The organism is Aliiglaciecola sp. SL4 (assembly GCF_041538045.1).
In the GTDB taxonomy this organism is placed as follows: domain Bacteria; phylum Pseudomonadota; class Gammaproteobacteria; order Enterobacterales; family Alteromonadaceae; genus Aliiglaciecola.
Genome location: NZ_JBGOSE010000006.1, coordinates 129,679 through 152,973, shown reverse-complemented (window position 1 = coordinate 152,973; position 23,295 = coordinate 129,679). Strand labels below are relative to the sequence as shown.

Sequence of the window (23,295 nt, the reverse complement as noted above, 5' to 3'; positions counted from 1 at the left end):
ATTTTGCCGAAAACTCGATATAGCGGCATTCTAGGTTAGTGCTGGCTTTGACTGTGGATTCTCGGCATAATATTGAGATTATGACAATGGCGAGGGCAGACAAATATGAAATGGATCACGTTAATTCTCGTGAGTTTATGCTTCTTGCTGCAATATCGTCTGTGGTTCGGTAAAAACAGTATCCCCGACTATATTGAAATCAAACAATTAGTTGAAGAGCAAAAGGCGAGAAATGTTGATTTAATCCAGCGTAACAATTTGCTTTTAGCCGACATCCACGATTTAAAAACTGGGGTGGATGCCATGGAAGAGCGTGCTAGGAATGAGCTGGGATTAATTAAACAAGGAGAGACCTTTTACCGCATACTGCCAGCTCAAGATTAAATAAGTTAATCCAAAGCTCTCGACTGCTATTTTTTGAATATAAACGCTGTTGATTTGAACACTAAAAATAGCCTTCAAATTCGCGCTAAATTTAACTGCAAACGACTTAAAAATCCATGACTCAAGATATGCAAAGCTTCACCGTTATAGTACCTGCAGCAGGTGTCGGTAAGCGAATGAAAGCAGACCGCCCCAAACAATATTTAAAAATTGGCGATAAGACAGTGTTAGAACACACTGTTGAAAAGCTAATCTCGCACCCAAGAGTTTCGCATATTGTTATTGCCCTTGACCCTCAAGATCCTTACTTTGAATTATTGCCACTAAGTCAACAAAAATGGATTACCCGAGTAGCCGGAGGTGCGCAAAGAGCAGACTCTGTTTTAGCCGGCTTAGCAGCCGTCAAAGATGCAAACTGGATAGCGGTCCATGATGCTGCTCGTCCCTGTGTAACTCACGGTGATTTGGATCAGCTGTTTAGTTTATTTGAGAACAATAATGGTGGTGGCATACTTGCCATGTCAGTGAAAGACACCATGAAACGAGCTCAGCAAGATTCAACAAATCTGGTAGCAGAAACCGTTGATAGAGAAGGGCTATGGCATGCTTTAACACCTCAGTTTTTCCCTCATCTTCAGCTTAAAAAAGCGCTCCAAGAAGCCCTAAGTCAAGGAGTTACCATTACCGACGAGGCATCTGCAATGGAATGGGCTGGGTGGCCAGTGAATTTAGTTGAAGGTAGTCAGCGCAACATTAAAATTACCCGTCCCAATGACTTATCATTGGCGACCTTTTATTTATCTCAGGAAGAATAACAATGCGAATCGGTCATGGTTACGATGTACATAAGCTCGGTGGTGAAGGCCCGATAGTGATATGTGGTGAACACATAGAGTATGAATTAGGTTTAATCGCCCATTCCGATGGCGACGTAGCATTGCATGCGCTGAGTGATGCATTGTTAGGAGCCTGTGCCTTAGGCGATATTGGCAAACACTTTCCTGACACCAACTCAGCTTATGCTGGAGCCGATAGCCGAGAGTTGCTGAGACACGTATATGACTTAGTCTGTCAAAAAGGCTATCAACTAGCAAACGTAGATATGACCATTGTTGCCCAAGCGCCCAAAATGGCTCCCCACATTACAGCCATGCGAGAAAATATCTGTAACGATTTGCAAGTAGATATAGAGCAAGTTAATGTCAAAGCCACAACCACTGAAAAACTCGGTTTTGCCGGTCGAAAAGAAGGGATAGCGTGTCATGCTGTGGTGTTACTTCAAGTTGCCAGTACATGATTGCACTAGGCACTGACCATTGGCTCCATCAGCAAGTTGCGCCGACCTCATCCGGTACCATTAAATCAAGTTATGCAGATTTTGTGGTCAGAGAAGAATTGGGATACGAACTTACCGGTGAAGGCGAGCATATTCATCTATGGGTACAAAAAGAAGGCTTAAATACTGCTTTTGTGGCCGAGCAGCTAGCTAAATTTTGTCGACTTCCATTACGGGCGATTACCTACGCGGGACGTAAAGATAAACACGCTTTAACCCAACAATGGTTTGGTGTGCACGCCCCAGGCAAACAAACCTTCGAATGGCAAAGTTTTGAATTAGACGGCTTAAGCATTCTTGAATCTAAACGGCACAACAAAAAACTTCGGGTAGGTGCTCTTAAGGGCAATCGTTTTGAATTGGTGGTGCGTGACATTACAGATACGTCGCAATTACAGCAACGACTAGAATATATTCAACAAAATGGTGTGCCAAATTACTTTGGTGCCCAGCGTTTTGGTGAATCTCGCCATCATCAACGAGGTGGCAATTTATTATTCGCCCAAAGTATGTTAAACGGTGAAACCATTCGCAATCGTAATAAACGCTCCATGGCAATTTCCGCGTTACGGTCTTGGTTATTCAATGAATTTATTCATCAACGATTGCAACAACAAAACTACGCAACGCCACTTCCCGGCGAAGCCTGCATTTTATCCGGCAGTAACAGTTATTTTATTGCTCCACAAATCGATTCCGAGACTCGATTACGCTTAGCAAAAAATGATATTGTATTATCAGCGCCAATGTGGGGAACCGGTGAGTTAGCCACAGAAGCCCAAGTTAGAGAGTTTGAGCAACAAGTCGCAAAACAACAACTAAGTGTGTGTCATTTACTTGAGTCCTTAGGCTTAAAACAGGAGCGCCGAGGAATTTGTTTGAAACCACAAAATTTACAGTGGCAAATAGGTTCTGATACGCTAAATATAGAATTTTCGTTGCCTGCGGGATGCTTTGCAACGTCAGTATTAAGAGAATTAATTAATGCAAATACTGCTGAGCAATGATGACGGTTTTTTTGCCGAAGGTTTAGAAACCCTGTACGCCCATTTAAATGAACTTTATGATGTAACTGTTATTGCCCCAGAGGAAAATTGCAGTGCATTCAGTAATGCTTTATCTATACGTAAACCCTTGCGCATAGAAAAACAGAATAACGGATTTTACGCCGTCAATGGCACCCCGTCAGACTGTGTTCATTTAGGTATAAACCAATTTCTCGATAATGACCCAACATTAGTCGTATCTGGCATCAACCACGGCCCGAATTTAGGTGACGACGTTATTTACTCAGGTACAGTTGCTGCGGCAACGGAAGGGCGTTTCATGGGGTTGCCGGCCATTGCAGTATCCCTGGCAAGTCACGAGGGCGAACACTTTGAAACTGCGGCTAAAGTCGTGGTGGAAATTCTTCAGCGATTACATAAACATCCGCTGCCAGCAGATCAAATTCTCAATATTAATGTACCAGATGTTCCTTACCAAGATTTGCAAGGCATCGAAGTTACTCGCCAAGGTCGTCGCCATAGAGCTGAAAGCATGGTAAAAGATAAAGATCCCCAAGGACAAGATGTATATTGGTATGGCGCAATTGGCCAAGAACAAGACGCCGGTCCAGGAACCGATTTTTACGCAGTGGCTCAAAACCGTTGTTCCGTGACACCCTTGAGTGTCGACATGACGGCTTACAATAGTCTAAATGACATGAAAGAATGGTTAGATATTGAAATTACATAACAATAAGATGAAGTACAAGGAATCACATGAAACGCGCCATTAGAAAAGGGCAATCTTTAGCTCAACTGATACAGGCTGAAGGTATACAGGAACAGCGAGTGTTGCAGGCTGTCGCCGCAACCCCTCGAGAATTGTTTCTACCAGATGCATTACATCATAAAGCCTATGAAAACACGGCATTACCTATTGGCCAAGGGCAAACTATTTCACAACCCTATATTGTCGCTAAAATGACAGAACTGTTGCTCAATTCAGGATCGCCAAACCATTCAGTATTAGAAATTGGTACAGGTTCAGGTTATCAAACTGCTATTTTAGCGCAATTATTCGATAACGTTTTTAGTGTTGAACGTATCAAAGCTCTGCAGTTTCAAGCTAAACGCAGAATGAACCAACTGGATTTGCACAACGTATCCATGAAACATGGTGATGGTTGGAAAGGTTGGGCAAATAAAGGTCCATTCGACGGTATTATTGTCACCGCGGCAGCTAGTCATATGCCCTCCGACCTTTATCAACAACTTAATGACGGGGGTATGTTAGTCATTCCCGTGGGAACCGATGATCAAAAACTACATGTGGTGGTGCGGAACAAAGACGAATTTAATACCACAATAGTAGAAGCCGTACGTTTTGTGCCCTTGGTGGCTGGCGATATTATTTAAAGGCTTTCAATTACAGGAAGTAAAAAGTGAAACCAATTAAAAGAAACACCAAACAATTTGCCGGTTTAGGTCTCAGAGGCGCTTTAATGGGCGCTGCGGATGCTATTCCCGGCGTATCGGGCGGCACTATCGCGTTTATGACGGGTATTTATGAGGAACTTATCTATTCCCTTAAGCAATGCGGGCCTGAGGCGTTAAGCGTGCTGTTTAAAAAAGGGGTTCTAGCCGCATGGCAACATATTAATGGGGCCTTTCTAGCCTGCGTGTTTGCAGGCATTCTAGTTAGCGTTATCAGTGTTTCACATCTGGTTGTATTTTTACTCGACACTTACCCTAGTTTACTATGGTCTTTTTTCTTTGGTTTGATATTAGCTGCAGTTTGGTCAGTGGTTCGACATATCGACAAGTGGCGTCCCAGTATAATAGTGGCGTTTCTTTTAGGAGCGATAACCGCTTTTTATATTACAACAATCACCCCTACTCATGTTGAAGCCACAAGTATTATGGTGTTTGTATCAGGCATGATCGCAATATGTGCGATGATTCTTCCGGGGATATCTGGAAGTTTTATCCTATTACTAATGGGCATGTATTTGCCGATACTTACCGCTGTAAAGTCATTTCAAATTGCCACTTTAGCTTTGTTTGCTGGCGGCTGTGTAGTTGGTTTGCTATCGTTTTCACGAGTCTTACATTGGATGTTCGAGAAACATAAAACCATGACATTAGCGTTACTTGGTGGTTTTATGCTAGGTTCATTAAATAAAGTATGGCCTTGGAAGCTAGTTGTAGAAAGCATCGTTAATCGTCATGGAAAAGTCATTCCTTTAGTAGAAAATAATGTTTTACCCACCACCTACGAAGCGGCCAGTGGATTACCGGCCCAATTGCTCCCAGCCATCACCTTGATGCTTGTTGGTGCTGCAATGGTGTATCTTTTAGAAAAATTAGGCACTACACCGGATTAAATCAGATGCAAAAGCTGACGGGATTATGGGTTAACAAACTAAGACACACATTATTCTCGATGCTAGGTATTATATTGCCGATAGCATTAACAACCTTATTTGTGTCTGCCTGTTCCAGCCGTCCTACGCCCGCTCCAGTCATCGAACTTTACCAAGGGAAAGACTACCACGACTTTCAAAAAGACGGATTTAAAGGAAATAAGTACGTCGTCCAAAAAAGCGATACGTTATTTTCCATTGCCTGGTTTTCGGGCAATGACTATCGTGATATTGCCACTCTTAACAAAATCAAGAAACCCTACTCCATATATCCGGGACAAGAATTAGTCTTAAAATCAACACCTCATCAAGGATCCAAAAGGATAAATAACCTACCTGGTCAGACCAGGAAAGCAAAAACAAATAGGACAGTTGACCCGCCGCAAAAGCAAGCGTATGGTGAAAGTAATAAAGATGTTAACAAGCCTTACAAGCGATTAGAAACCATTGAATTTCCTACTAGAATAGAGAAATGGATATGGCCAGCAAAGGGGCAATTAGCAACGAAATTTTCTCTTTCTGAGCAGGGTACTCGAGGTATTGAAATCAGGGGGTCTAAAGGCGACAAAGTGGTTGCCGCCGCTGATGGCAAGGTTGTATACACGGGTAATGCTTTGAGAGGTTATGGTCAGTTGATCATAATTAAGCACTCTGAGTCGTTTTTGAGTGCTTATGCACACAACGATACTGTGATTGTAAAAGAGCAGCAGTGGGTTGCAGCGGGGCAAAAAATAGCCTCGATGGGTAGTACTGGTACCGACAAAATTAAGCTTCGTTTTGAAGTTAGGTACAGGGGTAAATCTGTTGACCCTTTGAAGTACCTACCTAGCAAATAATAACAATAAATAATAATTAGAAAGACCTATAGGAGATAAGTGGACTAAATAGAATCTTTTAGGAGAATTATATATGGGTGACAAAAATACCATCGTTGTAAATTTGGCTGAGCCGATTATAAACGAAAAAGAAGTCGACTCTGAGTTAGCAAAAATTGAAGCCGATGATGAGAAAGATCCCATGGAAGAAATACTTGCAAGCCAAGAAGAAATTCAAAAAAACTTGGATGCTACGCAGTTGTATTTAGGTGAAATAGGGTTTTCACCTCTGTTGTCAGCAGAAGAAGAAGTATATTTTGCAAGACGCGCTTTAAAGGGTGACGAAGCGTCTCGCAAACGTATGATTGTAAGTAACTTGCGTTTGGTGGTCAAAATAGCAAGACGTTATAACAATCGTGGATTGGCTTTATTAGACTTAATAGAGGAAGGTAATCTAGGGTTAATTCGAGCTGTAGAAAAGTTCGACCCTGAACGTGGATTTCGCTTCTCAACATACGCAACTTGGTGGATAAGACAAACCATCGAAAGAGCGATAATGAATCAAACCCGTACCATTCGGTTACCAATTCATGTGGTTAAAGAATTGAATGTGTATCTTAGGGCATCAAGAGAACTCGCCCAAAAACTAGATCATGAACCTACCGCAGAAGAGATCGCAGGTTCCCTCGACAGACCCGTTGAAGACGTAACAAAAATGCTACGATTAAACGAAAGAATCACATCTGTCGACACTCCCATTGGAAGTGATAATGATAAAGCTCTGTTGGATATCATTGCGGACGAAAAGGGTTATGGTCCAGAAGAAGATCTACAAGATAAAGATATTAAATGTAGCATCGTTCGTTGGTTGGAAGAACTCAACCCGAAACAGCGAGAAGTTTTAGCTCGACGCTTTGGATTGATGGGTTATGAACCTTCCACCCTTGAAGATGTTGGCTCTGAAATTGGCCTTACAAGGGAAAGGGTTAGACAAATTCAAGTGGAAGCCTTGCGGCGTTTACGAGATATGCTAGGCCATCAAGGGTTAAACCTAGAAGCCCTGTTTAATAAAGAAGATTAACCCCTGAAATAATCGTAAAAAGACGTCAATTATGACGTCTTTTTTGTTTTTTATAAGCTAAATAAGGTTCTGAATAATAGGTAAATTGGTATTTACAAGGACTTACTCGTTGCCAACAACTGGTCCGACAGTCTGGCGGTGATTTCATCAAGGGGTTGCGAAATATCAACTAGATACCCATAACTGGGCAATTCAAACGTGCTTAATTGTGAGTCTAACAAACTGGAATCAAAAAAATGTCCGCTTCTGGCATTAAGTCGCTCAAGAAGCATTTCTCGAGATCCATTTAACACTAACCATATTATCTCTCCACGACACCTAGACTTTAATGTTTGACGATAAGACTCTTTCAAAGCTGAACATGCTAGTACAGCACCGCCTTTTTCTTCCCAACTAGCCAAATTTAATGACAAGGTTTCTAGCCAAGGTTGGCGATCTTGATCATTAAGGGGGGTTCCATTTTTCATCTTCTGAAGATTCGTTTGCGGATGAAAATCATCAGCATCGAAAAAAGGTAACTCTAAAGCCTTTGCTAATTGACTACCTATGGTTGTTTTCCCAGAACCGGAAACTCCACATACAACCAGTATCACTGCTTCTCCAAAATTAACTAATCGGGACAATAACATCACAATAGGAAATGATAATTAAGAGTACAGTCTCTAAGTTTAAACTGTAACGGTTAGTGCACTCAAGTCATCACCCCCTTATTACCTCTGCACAATTTAAAGTGTATCTCTAACCATGCAAACAATCACTTTGGTAAGTACCGGCTCGACTAATTTACCTCTAGAGGAAAAAGGCAGCATCAACACCTTTATTTGCTGCCTACCTCTCAATTACTTATTTGTGCGCAATTTATAGAGCCGCCAATACCGCATCGTAATCGGGTTCATCTGCAGTTTCAGCCACTTGTTGGGTAAACAAGACCGTGCCATCCGTGTCAATAACCACCACAGCTCTAGATAGTAACCCTGCTAGTGGCCCAGTTTTGAATGTGACTCCATAGTCTTCACCAAAAGATCCACGAAAGCTCGAACCGTTGATTACATTATCAATCCCCTCTGCACCACAAAATCTAGCAGCTGCGAAGGGAAGATCCATTGAAACACAAATAACATTGGTATTTTCCAAGTCTGCAGCTTTTTCATTAAACTTACGGACCGAAGTAGCACAAGTAGCCGTATCAACCGAAGGAAATATATTCAGTATAAGTCTAGTTCCCGCATAATCAGATAAAGTTGCAGGTGATAAATCGACTTTAACTAGATTGAAGTCCGGAGCTTTGCTCCCTACTGCTGGTAATTCACCGACAGTTTCAAAAGAATTACCTTGTAATGTAACAGTTGCCATTTAACACTCCTTTTATTGAGAATTTATTCCACAATAGACTACAGTATAGTGTTCAAATGATCCAACAGATCACCAATGTGAAATTGAAGTCTATCTTTTAAGGTCTAGTAATTTAGCCAACGGAATTACGGTTAATAAGTTACCACTATTTTTAACTTCTCAGAGGCATTACTAATTGGTTTCACACAAACAAGGACAACTATGTCATCTAATTTACGTTTAATGTTATCTGCTCTGATTTCTTTTGTATTTTACTTTGCTTGGACGTACTGGGCTAACAATATGGTCTCCGAAGACTCTGCTTTGGTGCTACGCTCTGCTTTTGTACAGGGTACGCTTAGTGCAACTATCACTTTACTGTTTACCTTTGCATTGGAAAAATCAGTGAAAAAATTTGGTCAAAGTAGTTTTTCACTTGTATTTGTGGTGCCCATCATTTGCACTGTGCACTCTAAAACAAAACAAAACATCGCCATTTTTAAAACCTTCAACGCAGCATTAAATTTGTCTGCTCAGAAAGCCAGTGGTGCAGCTGTACCTGGTACCCTTCTCGCACCGCTATTACCCTTATTGGTTCAGGCAAGTATTGCGATAACAGTAAATTGGTTGAATCAAACCCCTAACCTTTGGTTGACTGTTGCACCCAGTATATTTTTTACCGGTGTTTATGGTTACATCTATACCTTCACATTGCTCAAAGAAAGAGATGCCAGCATATAAGTTTAAGCTTTATACAGGCGGAATGGGTGGTTTAAGAATAGTTGAACCGCCTCTAAACCTATCGTAAGGTAATGAGATGAATACAATAAAATCCACTAAAATTGCACTTTTAGATCTAGCTCAAGAGATATTACAAACCAAGTCATTTTCCAATGTTTCTTTCCAAACACTGGCGTTGGGCATTGGAATTAAAAAAGGCAGTGTTTACTATCATTTCAAAACCAAGGAAGAGCTAGGCGAGGCCATCATCGAGCGTTTAACCTCAATGCTGCAGCAGAACTTAGTGGATATTCAAAATGAACCCTCAGAAATTCAACTAACTATTTATCTAAATTGGTATGAAAAACATATCGAAGCTGCACAAAAGTTGTGTCCCGCAGCAAGCTTCGCGGCCACTTGGGATACTGTTCCCGCACGCACAAAGTTAAAAGTACAAAAATTGTATGACTTACATCACAAAGCATTGCTAGGAATAATCCAAAATGGCAGGGACTCTGGGGAGTTTGCAGTCACGAGTAAATCAGCTAAAGAACTGGCCATAATCGTTTTTGCACTGCTGCAGGGTGGCTTAGTATCTTCACGAGTATCACAAGCTAAAGATGAGTTTGAAACTTGTAAAGCCGCTGCATTACAGATGGTTAGAACTGGCTAGCCACCGTATCGATATCACTGGTAACTCAAGCAAAAAATCCAATTTACAGACAAGGTTTATAGTAAGGGTTTTGTGACAAGGCTATAGCATCTTCAACCAATAAACTGGCTGCGTCTTGCTCACCTAAATGACTAAGATTATCTAGCCAACTACGAAATAAACGCTGATCAAATAATGCTAAATTTGTCGCTTTACGAAAAAGGGTTGCCGAATTTTCAAAATTTTGAGTGCGTCTAAGCTCAAGTTCATTCAAAGCCAGATCATTCCCTTCTAGGTCATAAATCACCTCTTGATATGCCATACCGATATTTTGCGTCAGATTGGTTTTGCCTTGTTGCTCCATTGTTTCACCTAAGGATAAACAGATCTGTAAATACTCATCATCCTGTTTGGGTTTTTCTGTACATAACTTAGATATAATATTAAAAAAACTTGGCTGCGACGCCGCTGCACCAAAAGCCGAAAGGGCATTTTGAGTGAAGTCTTCGTTGGGACGACCTTGTAAACTGTCGACGTACAATCGTATATAATCAGCAAAGCTTTCTTCAAAAAGCGGCGATGTATTTACTTGGCGAAGAGCATTTTTTATTAACTCTGTCGCATTTCTACTGGCATAAAAATTAGCGATAGCAAACCAAATTACGCCATTATCCCCGCCGGCCGAAATGGCCTGCTCAACGAGTTGCTGATTGCAGCCTTCATGACTGTTTACTTCAGTACATAGACCTAAAAGTTGTTCTAAGGCTAACGGATTTCCGGGAAAGGTTTGATTAAAGGATAATAACTTATCTAACCGAGTGTCTTGCTCTGATACATCAGAGAAAAATGCATAGGCTAACTGCTTATCCATAGACGGTGAGCTGGCAAAGGTGGCAAAGATTTCTGAATTAGTCAGTCCTGCATAGTCAGTAACTTGCTGCATATCACATTCTACAATGTAGTCTTGCTCAACCCTAGGCTCTGCATCAGTTGCGTCTATGTCATTACTAAGGCTTGGATTGGGGTCTGCAGTTAAAGATGATGATTGAGAGTATATTGCAGTTGGAGCGTCAAGCGTTTGCGACTGGTTAAACTCCAGTCGTTTTTTTACGTCATCAAATGTAAAGAAATAAAACAAAGAAACACACAAAATAACCCCACTTAGCAGTAAGGTCATTTTGTAAAACTTGTTCATCTAATGAAAACGGTATTTAAACCGAGGTTAGGCGCGACTTGTGAATTTTTGCTCAGCCGTGTTGATTTTAATTTTCTCACCTGAGGCAATATATTCTGGTACCTGAACCACGAGGCCAGTTGAAAGGGTTGCAGGCTTAGTTCTCGCACTGGCCGATGCCCCTTTAATAGATGGGTCGGTTTCAGTGATAACAAGCTCAACAGAAGGCGGTAACTCAATGCCTACGGGTTTACCGTCAACAATTAAAATCTGTAAACCTTCGGTTTCTTCGGTAAAAAACAGTAGCTCATCAGCAATGGTATCTTTGTCTAACGAAAATGGCGTGTAGTCTTCATTGTCCATAAACACATACTCGGTACCATCAACGTAAGAAAACATCACTTTTCGACGGAAAAACTCGGCGGTATTGATAATTTCATCTGCTTTAAAACTTTCATCAGCCTTTGCCCCTGTGGAAACCTCATACAAACGCATGCGGTACAAACTGGCACCGGCACGGCCACTAGGTGTGAGTTTGTTGATATCTTTTACTAGGTAAACTTTACCATTATGTTCAATTGCAGCGTTCTTTTTTACTTCACTAGCTTTTGGCATTGTTTTGCTCAACTTAAAAATTGCTTATTATTAAAATACCACGAAGCGCAAAAACACAGAAGCAATTAGCGCGCTAAAATGCGTTTTTTGATACTAATTGAGTGGTAAATAAATATCGGTAATCATTTCAGCCTCTGTCACTTGCTCACCAAAGCTGACACGCTCAAAAAACAATGGAAACTTAGCCGGAGTATTTTCTGTGGCTTCAAGCCAATGGTTGAACAGATAAGTTATTTTATCGGACAATAAATATTCAGCCCCAATGTGTCTGATATAGGCGCATCGGCCACTTGGAATGGTGTCAAAATGCATATTTTCAGGCAGAGAATATTCCTGATTATTCACTTCTACCCCTAAGCCTAAACGATACTGAGCCTCGTCAGTCACCCTAGGATCATCATACATAAAATTAAAAGTACGACTGTTGTTTGGTGAGAGCCTGTTTGATTTACGCCAGGCAATAAAGTTTTGGATACTCAATGGCAAGGCACGAGGTGAGCCTTGATGGGTTAGTATCACCACATGGAGCTGACTGAAATCAACAATCTCCACGTCACTGAGGTTAAGGTTTACATGCATTTAGCCGACTCCTTAACTTTCTGAACGCTTCAGGGTAAGAAATTGATAGTTGTACTTATTCTTTTCATCAGGACCATGTGATTCAGTTTCAATCAGCTCCCATTTAGCGGCTTTTTTATAATCGGGGAAGTAGGTATCGCCTTCGACGTCTAAGTCTATTTCCGTTAAATACAAACGATGACATAAAGGTAAAAAGTGATTGTAGATTGTACCACCGCCAATCACCATGAGCTCTTTAACCGCACCTGCGGCAGTTACCGCGCGTTCACAACTGGGCACAACAGTGGCATCACTAAGTGTATATTCGGGATCTCGACTAATAACGATATTTAATCTACCAGGAAGGGCTTTACCGATGGACTCATAGGTTTTCCTTCCCATTACAACAGGTTTACCTAGTGTGGTGCGTTTGAAGTGGCCTAAGTCTGCTGGAAGATGCCACGGCATGCTGTTACCCGCCCCAATTACCCGATTTTTTGCCATGGCGGCGATCATTGATATCAACATATAAACTTACAGCCTTTAAACAGTAAAAATTTTAGAAAATAAATTATTCAGTTATCTTTTAAAATGCATAAGGCGAACACGCGTTTGCATTAAACCCCATACTAACACTTTTACCTATCAAAATGTGTCGTGTAATAGTTACAGAACCCCTGAAAATATTCACTACTTATACTTAACATAAATACTTCCATTTGGCTAAAGCCTTTGTTTTATAAGCGTTTCTGTTATTGGTTCGGTTTTTGCTACTTCACCATTTTAGATTGGTTCTACAACAATCAGAGAAAATTATTAATTTTCAAAACCAAGTTAAGGAAGTACCTATGAAACTCACTAAACTCTTGATTACAAATTTAATGGCCTTGAGCCTTTTTAGCGGATTAGTCCATGCCGAAGCGGTTAGTTCATCAAGTGTAATGGAAACTCAATCAACTCAATATAATAAACAACAAATTATTTCGCTATTTAACAAACAAGAAGTGCAAAATAAGCTGGTGGATTTAGGGGTAACTCAAGAAGATGCCCTCGCCAGAATTAATGCCATGACAGAGCGTGAGATTAATCAACTTAATAGCCAACTCAATGAAGCCCCAGCAGGCGGTATAGTTGGCACCATAGTGACGGTGCTAGTGGTTGTTGCCGTGTTGGACGTTTTGGGAATTACCGATGTGTATCCTTTTATTCGTCCCATTAACAGCTAACGAAAACAGTAGGCAATGAAAAATATTCCTCGGGTTGCGCTGTGGTCGTTAATAGTGGGTTGTTTTTGCTTAACAGGCTGCCAATCCACGCCACAAGCGGACGCCTTAAAAACATCTGCACCAACAGATATTCCTCGTCAGAAGAATCTAGATGAGGTTCCTTTTTATGCGCAACAAGAGTTTTACTGCGGGCCAACCACCTTGTCTGAGATATTTACTTACTACGGTAAGCCTGTCTCTCCCGAGCAAATAGCACCTAAGTTATTCATTCCTGAAAGGCAAGGTAGTTTGCAGTTGGAGATGGTTTCAGCTACTCGGCAATATGGTTTTCTCGCATACTCTGGGCAAGGAACCTTAGCGCAATTGTTTGATTCAATTGAGCATGATGTTCCGGTTATCGTTTTCCAAAACCAATCCATTGCTTGGTTGCCCATGTGGCACTACGCGGTAGTTACTGGATATGATCTCGACAAACAGGTGATTCAGCTTCACACCGGCTTAACAGAAAGCCACACGATGTCGTTTGCACTCTTCGAACGCTTATGGCAAAGGGGAAATTACTGGTATTTAATGCCCCTTCCCCCAGGATTGACCCATCATGATTTAGACGAGTTTAAATATACCAGTGGCGCATTTGATCTATTACAAACAGGGCAAGTTGACGCTGGATTAACGAATCTAATCGCAGCCACACAGCAATGGCCAAATCAGTGGCTTGCTTACTTTTTGATTGCCAACCATTTTGCCGAATCAGATAACGAACAGGCTAATCGATGGTTTGCTAAAGGATGGCACCAGGGAAAACACCAAGCCAGCTATCTAAACAATTATGCATACTCCCTGTCAAAGCAAGGTTGTGGTCAACAAAGCAAGCAATTATTACAGTATGCCTTAGACAAATTTCCAGACGCGGAACTGTTGAAACGCAGCTACGCAGAGCTTTCTGCTCTTAAAACAAAGTCAACAGAAACAAAAACGCCTGAAACTCGTTCAGGCGTTCAATGTCAATTACCAAGCTTAGTAGATTGAAAAACGCTACTCTCGGGTGTAAACGACTTCCACATCGTAATCATCATCGTCGTCATCAAAATCATCATCATCTTCAATGTGATCATCTTGTTGAGTCTGACTATGATAAGCATCCCATTTAAAATCGACTTCCTCTTGAGATTCTTCCAAGGCATCCATTTCATTTGGCAACGTATCTAAATAATTCATCACTTCACGACAAAGTTCGTCAGTGTTTTTCTTCTGGAATGCCGAGATTTGGAAACTTGGTCCATCCCATTCTAGGGCTTCAATGATGTTGCCACAGATCTCTTTTGCTTCTTCTTCAAGTAACAAATCGATCTTGTTAAACACTAACCAGCGTGGTTTAGCGGCTAATTTAGGACTGTATTTATCTAGCTCAGCGATAATCGCTTTCGCATTTTCCACCGGATCAGATTGATCGGCAGGCATTAAATCGATCAAATGTAACAATACCCGACAACGCTCTAAGTGTTTCAAGAAGCGAATACCTAATCCAGCACCATCTGCGGCGCCTTCGATTAAGCCCGGTATGTCGGCAATCACGAAACTACGTTGAGAATCTTGTCTTACCACACCTAAGTTAGGAACTAGTGTAGTAAATGGATAGTCAGCCACTTTTGGTTTTGCAGAAGATACAGAACGAATGAAGGTAGATTTACCGGCATTAGGTAAACCTAATAATCCAACATCAGCAAGCAACATTAACTCTAAACTTAGCCAGCGGATCTCACCTGGAGAGCCATTAGACTTCTGTCTTGGCGCTCGGTTAGTACTACTTTTAAATCGCGCATTACCAAGGCCATGAAATCCACCTTGAGCCACTTTTAAACGCATACCATGCTTAGTGAGATCGCCTAAGGCTTCACCCGTATCTTTATCCGTTGCTCGGGTACCGACGGGAACTTTAAGTTCTAAATCTGCGCCTGCACGACCTGTACAATCACTACCTTGACCATTTTTACCCCGTTCAGCACGATGGAAACGTTCAAAGCGAAAGTCGATCAAGGTGTTAAGATTTTCATCTGCTACCAGATAAACGCTGCCGCCATCACCGCCATCACCTCCATCGGGTCCTCCCCTAGGAACGTATTTTTCGCGGCGAAAACCGATAACGCCATTGCCGCCGTCTCCAGCTTCAACACGTATTTCAGCTTCATCTACAAATTTCATCTCACACCTCAATTAAGCATTCATAGACCAAGTAATATATTACTCCGCCTCTACTTTTTTCTCTAGCAATAAAAAGCCCCGCAAGAGCGGGGCTTTTTTGATTTATGTGTTAGCTCGTCTTACTCAGCAACGATGCTTACATATTTACGGTTCTTAGGACCTTTAACACCAAATTCTACTTTGCCATCAGACAATGCGAAAAGAGTGTGGTCTTTGCCGATACCCATGTTATCTCCAGGGTGGAAACGTGTTCCACGCTGACGAACAATGATATTACCAGCTAATACAGACTCGCCACCAAAACGCTTAACGCCTAAACGTTTACTTTCTGAGTCACGACCGTTATTAGTACTACCACCCGCCTTTTTATGTGCCATTAGTTCGTACTCCTATTAAGCGTTTATGCCAGTGATTTTCACTTCCGTGAACCACTGACGATGACCTTGGGTCTTACGAGAATGCTTACGACGACGGAATTTGACAATTTTAATTTTGTCACCACGGCCATGAGAAACTACTTCAGCAGTTACTTTGCCGCCATCAACATAAGGCATACCAATTTTTACATCATCACCATTACTAACCATCAAGACATTATCGAACTCAACCGCTTCACCCGGTGCAACTTCGATCTTCTCAAGACGAACGGTTTGGCCTTCGGCCACACGGTGTTGTTTACCACCACTTTGGAAAACCGCGTACATATTTAACTCCGCTCTGCGCCCACGGCGCTACAATTCAAAAACAGGGCGCGAATTGTACGTGAACTGAACTATCGTAGCAAGCCCAATTCTTAATTATTTTAGTAAAAGATCAGCTTTTTCTGAGAACAGCCATAATATTCGCTTACTTGACTAGATAGATCTGAGTATTTATGTAGAATTGCACGCATATTAACAGACCATAAAAAATGAGCCAATTGACTTACAATGGACTTAAATAACATACACCAACTTGCTGATCCTGATATGCAAGCTGTTAACGCCTTAATACAGTCTCAAGTGAATTCAGATGTGGCCCTGATCAATCAGTTAGGATTCTACATTGTAAATAGTGGCGGTAAAAGGATACGCCCTCTAATAACCATTCTTGCTGCCCGTGCTGTAGGTATTGAAAACCAGCAACATCATACTTTGGCAGCGATTATTGAATTTATACATACCGCAACGTTATTGCATGACGATGTAGTAGATGAATCAACAATGCGACGGGGAAAAGAGACAGCCAACGCAGTTTTTGGCAACCAAGCCAGTGTTTTGGTTGGTGACTTTTTGTATACTCGCTCATTCCAAATGATGGTCGACTTAAAGCGCATGCGGGTAATGGAAATTCTGTCTTCGGCTACCAACGTGATCGCTGAGGGTGAAGTCATGCAATTGATGAATTGCAACGATCCTGAAACCTCAGAAGAAAACTATATGGAGGTCATCTATAGCAAAACGGCACGCCTGTTTGAAGCGGCAACTCTTTTAGCTGCAGTGATCACCGATCAAACTCCCGAGATCGAAAAAGCCATGCAAGATTATGGACGTTATTTGGGGACGGCATTCCAGTTAGTTGATGATATTCTTGACTATGCCGCCGATAGTGAGGAAATGGGTAAAAATATTGGTGATGATTTAGCGGAAGGCAAACCAACCCTCCCCTTGCTTTACGCTATGTGGAATGGAAATGAGCAACAATCTGCCCTTATTAAAGAAGCTATTGAATTAAACAACGGCATGGAAAGTTTGGATGAGATTTTAGCCGCAATGGAACAAACCGGTTCATTGGTCTACACCAAAAACAAAGCACTACAAGCTTCGAAACAAGCTATTGAAGCCTTAGCTCCCTTGCCTGCTTCAGACTACAAGCAAGCCCTTATTGGTTTAGCCCAAATATCAGTAGAACGCGCCGCTTAAACAGCGGCGATTTTTTATCGCTAAAAGCGACTAATTCAATCCCATCTCGCGGGTCATATTTTCATTCCGATCGCGGTGCACAATTATATTGTCTTCAATACGAATACCACCGTAAGGTCTAAATCCGTCAATTACATCCCAATTTAGGTATTTAGACTGCTCAGTGGCTCGCAAATCTGCCAATAAACTATCAATGAAATATAATCCTGGTTCGATGGTGAACACTTGTCTTGATTCAATGATACGAGTGGTACGTAAAAACGGGTGATCTTCTGGCGGCGGATTCGGCGTCCCCCGATCATCGGCAACATGCCCAGCCACATCATGTACCTGCAAACCTAAAAAGTGACCAATACCATGGGGGAAGAAGGTTTTAGTTATGCCATTTTCCACAATATCCTGTGCAGACAAGTTAACGATATTAAAACGACTCAACAGCTCAGCAATATACTTATGTGCAGCTAAATGCACCTCGGTATAAGCCACTCCAGGCTTCAATAAATCAACCAATTTCAAGGTTACTTCATCCATGGCAACCACTAACTCAGCAAAACGATCATCTTGCTGACTATAGGTACGCGTAATATCAGCAGCGTAACCGTGGAAACTTGCCCCAGCATCGATTAAAAATGAACGAGATTTAGTGGGCGCTGCGGTGTCTTGTTCCATATAATGCAATATCGCAGCATTTTCATTGAGTGCCACTATATTGTTATAGGGTACTTGATTATCACTCTGCTTCACCGCCTTTAAATAAGCTTGGTTAATATTAAACTCTGACATACCACTGCGAAATGCCTGTTCAGCCGCCAAATGTCCCTTAACAGCTAATTGGTTTGCTTCGCGCATACATAGCAACTCATAATCGGTTTTAAAGGCTCGGTAGTAATGCAAATAATGTAACACTCTATCTGGGTTTACCATCTCAAAGCCCAAAGCTGTGGCAACCTCTAGGTATTCCCCAATGTAGGCATAGTTTTTCTTATCGTAGGGAAGGTGTTTCTCCACAGCATCCGCTTGAGTCAATAACACAATATCGAATTCAGTCGCCCAAAAATCAGAGGGCTCTGGCGGAACTTTGTGCCAGAAGTCTTTAGGTCGATAGAAAATTAACTTAGGTTTATCAACGCCATTTACCACCAACCAACAATTAGGATTATCAATTATCGGTAGCCACGATTTAAATTGAGGATTGACGTGAAATGGGTAGTGATTATCATCCAAAAACATTCGTTTGCTTTGGCCAGAGTGAATTATCAAGCCATCAATGCCCTCGCGCAATAATGCTTCTTTGGTGCGCTTTTGCATTTCGATTATGTGACTAGGATATAAATCAGAAAGTGTTTGCATAGTAATTATATGACTTCATTTGGATTAACTAGAATAACGCTAGATTAACATATCCCAATGGGAACTGGTCAATAACGGCGGCGAAAGTTAGGTACTTGAATGTAAATCAATTTAGCCACCTATAAGGTTTGTCCACCCAATTGCATATTGGCGAGCTCATTAAATAAGGGAGACTTTTTACCCAATTGCATGGCATATATTTGCTGGTAGGCTAAAACCGCTTTAACGTAATTGCGGGTTTCTTTATAGGGTATGGTTTCAATCCACACATCCATTGGCACACTGTGATCTTTGGGGATCCATTTTTGTACTCGTCGCCAACCCGCGTTGTATGATGCTGTCGCCAGCACTGGATTGTTATCCATTTTGTCCATTAAATAGCGTAAATACTGGGTGCCATAACCGGCATTAATATCAGGATCAAAGAGTACATTAGTCTTGATCTGCTTTTTCGCCAGATATCGAGCCGTGCCCGGTAATAATTGCATCAAGCCTTTGGCCCCGGCACTGGAATTCGCATCAGACATAAACGAACTTTCTCTACGGGCAACGGCAAAGGCCCAAGCGGGGTCTACTTGATTAGCTTTCGAGTGATTTACTAACTCTTCACGATAAGCCATTGGAAAACGTCGTTTAATGTCGTCTAGATAGCCGGTGTTAGAAAACCCGTATATGGCGCGATCATGCCAACCCCAACTATCAGCCAGAACTGCTGATACCAGCTTTTGCTGTTGATCAAGTTGCGACTGTAGGTGAAACCACTCTCGTCTAGCCGAAGTGAATCGTTGTAATTGCAGAAATTCATAAGCCCGTTTTGCGGCATCGAAATTGGCTACTGTGTTTAGAGTCTGTTTATCAAAATCCAGCGGACGATCAATAATTTTCGGGGTTTTGGCTAGCTTACCACTGGCTAAAAATCCGTAGTAATGACGCTGTTTTGCTAACCATTGGTAGTTTTGATTGGCATTATCGAAGGCTTCCATTTTTTCCAACGCACGGGCTTGCCAATATCTAGCGCTTAATTCAGAGCGGTTTTTTTCTGGCATCTGCTCAATGACTTCTAATGCATGTTGCCAATTTCCACTTTTTAATACATGGGCAAGATGCCAACGAAATAGTTGCTCTTCTGCATTTTCATGGCTGGCTTTTTCTAACCACTCATCGGCTTTTTCATGCTCGGCAACAGCTAACGCCACCGCAAATTTACCAGCAAGTTTATACTGGCGGATTTGATCAACATCGAACTTACTTAAAACTGATTGCCACGTTTTAATCGCTAACTCTTCTTCACGCCATATTAAGCGTCCTAAACCGTACTGAATAATATCCAATTCTAATTGGGGATTTTTGTTTGGGAATTTAGACAAATGACTAACGTAATTAGGAGAACGGCGCACCCGCAACCATAAATCAGCTAAATATTGTTTTTCAGCAGGTAATAGGGTTTTAAGATAGGGAATAAGCGTGTGGCTACCACCATTGCCAGCCAGCGCTAGACGTTTCAGCACCTTATCTTCTGTTCTAAACCCTGCTTTTGTCCAAGCATCAAACACAGTGTCACATTCATTTGGCTGAGACTTACCTACCACCCAAAGCTGAGAAACTTTGGCAAACACACTTTCAAGGTTTTTGGGCTCTTGCAGTTGATAAGTTAAATATTGACAAGTTAGTTCAACATTGGAAGTCGGTCGAAAATACGCCATGTATAAATCAGCATAATTTTTCTTTTTTAAATAAGTTAACCACACATAACGAAGAGAACGGCCTAATGGCGAGCCTTCATGCTCGGCTAAGAACGACTTAATTTTTTCTTGGTTAGCAAGGTATGGATGGGCCTTGAGCGTCTTTTGCTCAATATAAGGCTCTAACGGGTATCCTTTTAGTTGCTCTCGTAAACGGCCATATTCTGGTGAATTTGGCTTGGCAACCATGTTTTCCAACGCTTTAAACACATTTCTTTGATGAGCTAAAGCATCTTCAGTGGCGGTCTCTTGGGATTGCGCTAATAAGGGGCTGCTGTAACAACAAAATATTGTCAGCACAACAAAAGCGTTCCGGAAAAAGTAGTTCATAACGGCTGTCATATCCCCGAATGATAAAATATCTGAACAAAGTATCCACTCACTTCTTTTGTTCAAAAAATATTAATACATAAATAAATTGAATAATAGACATCCGACCACATGTTATTATGAGCTCAGACTTAGGTGAATTACTATAAACTCGACAACAATTTACTGTTTTAGTGCAATAAATTACACATTTATATTTGAATAATTAATTAAAATAAAACCCTACAATGATGGCTTAACCTATTTTAGATTTTTACTGAAATTAATTATAGCCATTTATTCTGCCTTAAACTGAAGGAGATAAAGATGATTTTTGAAGGCAAGAGCCTTTGTGCGAAATTACTGGACAATGGTCTCGCCGAACTTGTGTTTGACGCACAAGGTTCCGTGAACAAATTTGACCAGCAAACCGTCAATGAATTAGATCAAGCGACACAAGCATTAGCTGCCAATAGCGACATTAAAGGTCTTCTAGTTCGTTCTGCTAAATCTACATTTATTGTTGGTGCAGACATTACCGAATTTACCGGCCTTTTTGATATGCCTGAAGAAAAAGTTCTGCATTGGGTAGAACAATCGTCTCAAGTGTTTGATAGATTCGAAGATCTACCTTTTCCTACGGTAGCAGCGATAAATGGTTTCGCGTTAGGTGGCGGCTGTGAAATGACTTTAGCGTGCGACCTACGTGTTGCCGACACCACGGCAAGCATAGGTTTACCAGAAGTAAAATTGGGTTTAATGCCTGGTTTTGGTGGTACCATTCGTTTGCCGAGACTAATCGGTTCAGATAACGCCCTAGAATGGATGACAACCGGACGCGACAGAAAAGCCCCGAAAGCCTTAGCAGAAGGTGCAGTTGATAGCGTTGTCGCACCGGAACACCTAATTGAAGCAGGTAAAAGTATCTTATTAGATGCTATTGCTGGTAAATTTGATTGGCAAGCTCGTCGAGCGCAAAAGAAAGCACCTCTTACTCTTGGTAAGAATGAAGCCATGATGAGTTTCTCCACGGCTAAAGCAATGGTTGCAGCCCAAGCCGGAAAACACTACCCAGCACCACATATGATGGTTGATACTGTGAGCAAAGCCGCTGGCCTTGACCGCGAAGGTGCGTTGAAGCTTGAAAACCAAGGTTTTACTCAATTAGCTAAATCTGATGAAGCTAAAGCCCAAGTCGGCATTTTCCTAGCGGATCAACTTGTTAAGAGTAAAGGTAAAAAGCAAGCTAAAGCAGCTAGCAAAGCAATCAAACAAACAGCCGTATTAGGCGCAGGTATTATGGGTGGCGGAATCGCCTACCAATCTGCGGTCAAAGGTACACCTGTTATCATGAAAGACATTGCTCAACCTGCCCTTGATCTTGGTTTAAACGAAGCAGCCAAAATATTAGGTAAAGGCATGCAACGTGGCAAAGTCAGTGCTGCCAAAATGGCCTCAACTTTAAACAATATCGTGCCGACTCTTGAATATTCTGCGATTAAAGACGCCGACTTAGTAATTGAAGCGGTCGTAGAGAATCCAAAAGTTAAAGGCATTGTGTTAAAAGAGACTGAACAAGCTGTTGCCGATGACGCAATCATTTGTTCTAACACCTCAACCATCTCCATTAACCAGTTAGCCGAGAGCTTAGATAAGCCTGAACGTTTCTGTGGCATGCATTTCTTTAATCCAGTTCACAAAATGCCATTGGTTGAAATTATTCGTGGTGAAAAAACCTCTGAAGAAACCATTAATACCGTGGTCGCCGCTACCTTAAAAATGGGCAAAACTCCCATAGTAGTTAACGACTGCCCAGGATTTTTAGTCAATCGTGTGTTATTCCCCTACTTCGCCGGCTTTAGCAAAATCGTCTTAGATGGCGCTGATTTTGTGGCCATAGATAAAGTAATGGAAAAAATCTTCGGTTGGCCAATGGGCCCTGCATACTTGTTAGATGTAGTGGGTATGGACACAGCAGACCATGCATCAAGTGTAATGTCTGACGGCATACCTGAACGCATGCAAAAAATTGGCAATGATCCTGTTACCGCATTGTATAAAGCTGATCGACTTGGTCAAAAGAATGGCAAAGGTTTCTATAACTTTGGTGTTGATAAACGTGGTCGTCCGAACAAAACTCCAGCACCTGAAGCCTATGAGTTAATCAAACCTATTTGTGCTCAAAGCAAAGACTTTGATAAAGAAGAAATCATTGCTCGCTTAATGATTCCTATGGCCAACGAAATGATTCGTTGCTTAGAAGAAGGCATAGTGGGCAGTGCAGCTGAAGCAGATATGGCATTACTATACGGTTTGGGCTTCCCACCGTTTAGAGGCGGTGTATTCCGCTACATTGAAACAATGGGATTGAGTAATTTTGTAGCCTTGGCGGATAAATATGCGCATTTAGGACCGATTTACCAAATCACAGATGGCGTTCGCGAAATGGCCGCTTCTGGTAAATCTTACTTTCAACTTTCAGCCTAAAC

The 23,295-nt window shown here is 41.6% G+C and carries 26 protein-coding genes; 15 read left to right on the top strand and 11 right to left on the bottom strand.

Going from position 1 to position 23,295, the window contains the following annotated elements; translation table 11 throughout:
* Window positions 1–105: 105 nt before the first annotated feature.
* From ftsB to rpoS, 9 genes are all read left to right on the top strand, one after another.
* Complete coding sequence (ftsB, locus tag AB6T38_RS10910) at window positions 106–384, top strand: cell division protein FtsB (RefSeq protein ID WP_348491327.1); 279 nt, start codon at window positions 106–108, stop codon at window positions 382–384.
* Between the two features lie 116 nt (window positions 385–500).
* Window positions 501–1,199 carry a 2-C-methyl-D-erythritol 4-phosphate cytidylyltransferase gene (ispD, locus tag AB6T38_RS10905; protein WP_372547347.1) on the top strand — a complete coding sequence of 233 codons (699 nt, stop codon included), beginning with the start codon at window positions 501–503 and terminating at the stop codon, window positions 1,197–1,199.
* 2 nt (window positions 1,200–1,201) lie between these two features.
* Window positions 1,202–1,681, top strand: coding sequence for a 2-C-methyl-D-erythritol 2,4-cyclodiphosphate synthase (gene ispF / locus AB6T38_RS10900; protein WP_372547346.1), 480 nt, complete (start codon window positions 1,202–1,204; stop codon window positions 1,679–1,681).
* On the top strand, window positions 1,678–2,727 hold the full coding sequence (gene truD / locus AB6T38_RS10895) for a tRNA pseudouridine(13) synthase TruD (protein WP_372547345.1): 1,050 nt from the start codon (window positions 1,678–1,680) through the stop codon (window positions 2,725–2,727). The genes ispF and truD overlap by 4 nt, the downstream gene beginning before the upstream one ends.
* Entirely contained in the window at window positions 2,705–3,457 is a 753-nt protein-coding gene (gene surE, locus AB6T38_RS10890; protein WP_372547344.1) for a 5'/3'-nucleotidase SurE, read from the top strand. The genes truD and surE overlap by 23 nt, the downstream gene beginning before the upstream one ends.
* Window positions 3,458–3,483: 26 nt before the next feature.
* Complete coding sequence (locus AB6T38_RS10885; RefSeq protein WP_372547343.1) at window positions 3,484–4,122, top strand: protein-L-isoaspartate(D-aspartate) O-methyltransferase; 639 nt, start codon at window positions 3,484–3,486, stop codon at window positions 4,120–4,122.
* 26 nt (window positions 4,123–4,148) lie between these two features.
* The gene (locus AB6T38_RS10880; RefSeq protein ID WP_372547342.1) at window positions 4,149–5,090 is read left to right on the top strand and encodes a DUF368 domain-containing protein; all 942 of its coding nucleotides are present in this window, start codon (window positions 4,149–4,151) and stop codon (window positions 5,088–5,090) included.
* 59 nt (window positions 5,091–5,149) lie between these two features.
* Entirely contained in the window at window positions 5,150–5,965 is an 816-nt protein-coding gene (locus AB6T38_RS10875) for a peptidoglycan DD-metalloendopeptidase family protein (RefSeq protein ID WP_372547461.1), read from the top strand.
* 73 nt (window positions 5,966–6,038) lie between these two features.
* Window positions 6,039–7,025, top strand: a complete 987-nt coding sequence (gene rpoS / locus AB6T38_RS10870; protein WP_372547341.1) for an RNA polymerase sigma factor RpoS — start codon at window positions 6,039–6,041, stop codon at window positions 7,023–7,025.
* A gap of 92 nt (window positions 7,026–7,117) precedes the next feature.
* On the opposite strand, the gene AB6T38_RS10865 is transcribed toward rpoS, so the two are convergent.
* Together AB6T38_RS10865 and tpx are read right to left on the bottom strand one after the other, a co-directional pair.
* Window positions 7,118–7,618: a gluconokinase gene (locus AB6T38_RS10865; protein ID WP_372547340.1), complete on the bottom strand. Its 501-nt coding sequence runs from the start codon at window positions 7,616–7,618 to the stop codon at window positions 7,118–7,120.
* Between the two features lie 265 nt (window positions 7,619–7,883).
* Window positions 7,884–8,378, bottom strand: a complete 495-nt coding sequence (gene tpx / locus AB6T38_RS10860) for a thiol peroxidase (protein ID WP_372547339.1) — start codon at window positions 8,376–8,378, stop codon at window positions 7,884–7,886.
* Between the two features lie 201 nt (window positions 8,379–8,579).
* Here tpx and AB6T38_RS10855 point away from each other — a divergent pair, with 201 nt between their 5' ends.
* Window positions 8,580–9,098, top strand: coding sequence for a hypothetical protein (locus AB6T38_RS10855; RefSeq protein WP_372547338.1), 519 nt, complete (start codon window positions 8,580–8,582; stop codon window positions 9,096–9,098).
* Window positions 9,099–9,174: 76 nt separating this feature from the next.
* Window positions 9,175–9,750, top strand: a complete 576-nt coding sequence (locus tag AB6T38_RS10850) for a TetR/AcrR family transcriptional regulator (protein WP_372547337.1) — start codon at window positions 9,175–9,177, stop codon at window positions 9,748–9,750.
* 43 nt (window positions 9,751–9,793) lie between these two features.
* On the opposite strand, the gene AB6T38_RS10845 is transcribed toward AB6T38_RS10850, so the two are convergent.
* The 4 genes from AB6T38_RS10845 to folA form a co-directional block, all read right to left on the bottom strand.
* Window positions 9,794–10,906: a hypothetical protein gene (locus AB6T38_RS10845; RefSeq protein WP_372547336.1), complete on the bottom strand. Its 1,113-nt coding sequence runs from the start codon at window positions 10,904–10,906 to the stop codon at window positions 9,794–9,796.
* A gap of 45 nt (window positions 10,907–10,951) precedes the next feature.
* A complete protein-coding gene (gene yeiP, locus AB6T38_RS10840; RefSeq protein WP_348491313.1) occupies window positions 10,952–11,518 on the bottom strand; it encodes an elongation factor P-like protein YeiP in 567 nt (188 codons plus the stop codon).
* Window positions 11,519–11,611: 93 nt separating this feature from the next.
* A complete protein-coding gene (locus AB6T38_RS10835; RefSeq protein ID WP_372547335.1) occupies window positions 11,612–12,097 on the bottom strand; it encodes a GyrI-like domain-containing protein in 486 nt (161 codons plus the stop codon).
* Between the two features lie 12 nt (window positions 12,098–12,109).
* Complete coding sequence (folA, locus tag AB6T38_RS10830) at window positions 12,110–12,604, bottom strand: type 3 dihydrofolate reductase (protein WP_372547334.1); 495 nt, start codon at window positions 12,602–12,604, stop codon at window positions 12,110–12,112.
* Between the two features lie 320 nt (window positions 12,605–12,924).
* On the opposite strand from folA, the gene AB6T38_RS10825 reads away from it, so the two are divergent.
* Together AB6T38_RS10825 and AB6T38_RS10820 are read left to right on the top strand one after the other, a co-directional pair.
* Window positions 12,925–13,302, top strand: a complete 378-nt coding sequence (locus AB6T38_RS10825; RefSeq protein WP_372547333.1) for a PA2779 family protein — start codon at window positions 12,925–12,927, stop codon at window positions 13,300–13,302.
* Between the two features lie 15 nt (window positions 13,303–13,317).
* A complete protein-coding gene (locus tag AB6T38_RS10820) occupies window positions 13,318–14,331 on the top strand; it encodes a PA2778 family cysteine peptidase (protein ID WP_372547332.1) in 1,014 nt (337 codons plus the stop codon).
* A gap of 6 nt (window positions 14,332–14,337) precedes the next feature.
* On the opposite strand, the gene cgtA is transcribed toward AB6T38_RS10820, so the two are convergent.
* The 3 genes from cgtA to rplU form a co-directional block, all read right to left on the bottom strand.
* Complete coding sequence (cgtA, locus tag AB6T38_RS10815; protein WP_372547331.1) at window positions 14,338–15,504, bottom strand: Obg family GTPase CgtA; 1,167 nt, start codon at window positions 15,502–15,504, stop codon at window positions 14,338–14,340.
* Between the two features lie 119 nt (window positions 15,505–15,623).
* A complete protein-coding gene (gene rpmA / locus AB6T38_RS10810; RefSeq protein WP_216049065.1) occupies window positions 15,624–15,881 on the bottom strand; it encodes a 50S ribosomal protein L27 in 258 nt (85 codons plus the stop codon).
* Between the two features lie 15 nt (window positions 15,882–15,896).
* Window positions 15,897–16,208 (bottom strand): 50S ribosomal protein L21, encoded by a 312-nt coding sequence (rplU, locus tag AB6T38_RS10805; RefSeq protein ID WP_216049066.1) that lies wholly within the window; start codon window positions 16,206–16,208, stop codon window positions 15,897–15,899.
* 225 nt (window positions 16,209–16,433) lie between these two features.
* On the opposite strand from rplU, the gene ispB reads away from it, so the two are divergent.
* Entirely contained in the window at window positions 16,434–17,405 is a 972-nt protein-coding gene (ispB, locus tag AB6T38_RS10800; protein WP_372547330.1) for an octaprenyl diphosphate synthase, read from the top strand.
* 30 nt (window positions 17,406–17,435) lie between these two features.
* On the opposite strand, the gene pepQ is transcribed toward ispB, so the two are convergent.
* Both pepQ and AB6T38_RS10790 read right to left on the bottom strand, forming a co-directional pair.
* Window positions 17,436–18,755, bottom strand: a complete 1,320-nt coding sequence (pepQ, locus tag AB6T38_RS10795) for a Xaa-Pro dipeptidase (protein ID WP_372547329.1) — start codon at window positions 18,753–18,755, stop codon at window positions 17,436–17,438.
* Window positions 18,756–18,874: 119 nt separating this feature from the next.
* Window positions 18,875–20,797, bottom strand: a complete 1,923-nt coding sequence (locus AB6T38_RS10790) for a transglycosylase SLT domain-containing protein (RefSeq protein ID WP_372547328.1) — start codon at window positions 20,795–20,797, stop codon at window positions 18,875–18,877.
* 336 nt (window positions 20,798–21,133) lie between these two features.
* Here AB6T38_RS10790 and fadB point away from each other — a divergent pair, with 336 nt between their 5' ends.
* Window positions 21,134–23,293, top strand: coding sequence for a fatty acid oxidation complex subunit alpha FadB (gene fadB / locus AB6T38_RS10785; protein ID WP_372547327.1), 2,160 nt, complete (start codon window positions 21,134–21,136; stop codon window positions 23,291–23,293).
* The last annotated feature ends 2 nt before the right edge of the window (window positions 23,294–23,295 follow it).

Excerpts from the sequence above, each read along its gene's own strand:
- AB6T38_RS10875 (WP_372547461.1), top strand. The coding sequence starts at position 5,150 with ATGCTAGGTATTATATTGCCGATAGCATTAACAACCTTATTTGTGTCT.
- AB6T38_RS10835 (WP_372547335.1), bottom strand. The coding sequence starts at position 12,097 with ATGCATGTAAACCTTAACCTCAGTGACGTGGAGATTGTTGATTTCAGT.
- rpmA (WP_216049065.1), bottom strand. The coding sequence starts at position 15,881 with ATGGCACATAAAAAGGCGGGTGGTAGTACTAATAACGGTCGTGACTCA.
- AB6T38_RS10850 (WP_372547337.1), top strand. The coding sequence starts at position 9,175 with ATGAATACAATAAAATCCACTAAAATTGCACTTTTAGATCTAGCTCAA.
- AB6T38_RS10855 (WP_372547338.1), top strand. The coding sequence starts at position 8,580 with ATGTCATCTAATTTACGTTTAATGTTATCTGCTCTGATTTCTTTTGTA.
- pepQ (WP_372547329.1), bottom strand. The coding sequence starts at position 18,755 with ATGCAAACACTTTCTGATTTATATCCTAGTCACATAATCGAAATGCAA.
- rplU (WP_216049066.1), bottom strand. The coding sequence starts at position 16,208 with ATGTACGCGGTTTTCCAAAGTGGTGGTAAACAACACCGTGTGGCCGAA.
- AB6T38_RS10845 (WP_372547336.1), bottom strand. The coding sequence starts at position 10,906 with ATGACCTTACTGCTAAGTGGGGTTATTTTGTGTGTTTCTTTGTTTTAT.
- cgtA (WP_372547331.1), bottom strand. The coding sequence starts at position 15,504 with ATGAAATTTGTAGATGAAGCTGAAATACGTGTTGAAGCTGGAGACGGC.
- folA (WP_372547334.1), bottom strand. The coding sequence starts at position 12,604 with ATGTTGATATCAATGATCGCCGCCATGGCAAAAAATCGGGTAATTGGG.
- truD (WP_372547345.1), top strand. The coding sequence starts at position 1,678 with ATGATTGCACTAGGCACTGACCATTGGCTCCATCAGCAAGTTGCGCCG.
- AB6T38_RS10825 (WP_372547333.1), top strand. The coding sequence starts at position 12,925 with ATGAAACTCACTAAACTCTTGATTACAAATTTAATGGCCTTGAGCCTT.
- surE (WP_372547344.1), top strand. The coding sequence starts at position 2,705 with ATGCAAATACTGCTGAGCAATGATGACGGTTTTTTTGCCGAAGGTTTA.
- AB6T38_RS10820 (WP_372547332.1), top strand. The coding sequence starts at position 13,318 with ATGAAAAATATTCCTCGGGTTGCGCTGTGGTCGTTAATAGTGGGTTGT.
- rpoS (WP_372547341.1), top strand. The coding sequence starts at position 6,039 with ATGGGTGACAAAAATACCATCGTTGTAAATTTGGCTGAGCCGATTATA.
- ftsB (WP_348491327.1), top strand. The coding sequence starts at position 106 with ATGAAATGGATCACGTTAATTCTCGTGAGTTTATGCTTCTTGCTGCAA.
- AB6T38_RS10885 (WP_372547343.1), top strand. The coding sequence starts at position 3,484 with ATGAAACGCGCCATTAGAAAAGGGCAATCTTTAGCTCAACTGATACAG.
- tpx (WP_372547339.1), bottom strand. The coding sequence starts at position 8,378 with ATGGCAACTGTTACATTACAAGGTAATTCTTTTGAAACTGTCGGTGAA.
- ispF (WP_372547346.1), top strand. The coding sequence starts at position 1,202 with ATGCGAATCGGTCATGGTTACGATGTACATAAGCTCGGTGGTGAAGGC.
- ispB (WP_372547330.1), top strand. The coding sequence starts at position 16,434 with ATGGACTTAAATAACATACACCAACTTGCTGATCCTGATATGCAAGCT.
- fadB (WP_372547327.1), top strand. The coding sequence starts at position 21,134 with ATGATTTTTGAAGGCAAGAGCCTTTGTGCGAAATTACTGGACAATGGT.
- yeiP (WP_348491313.1), bottom strand. The coding sequence starts at position 11,518 with ATGCCAAAAGCTAGTGAAGTAAAAAAGAACGCTGCAATTGAACATAAT.
- ispD (WP_372547347.1), top strand. The coding sequence starts at position 501 with ATGACTCAAGATATGCAAAGCTTCACCGTTATAGTACCTGCAGCAGGT.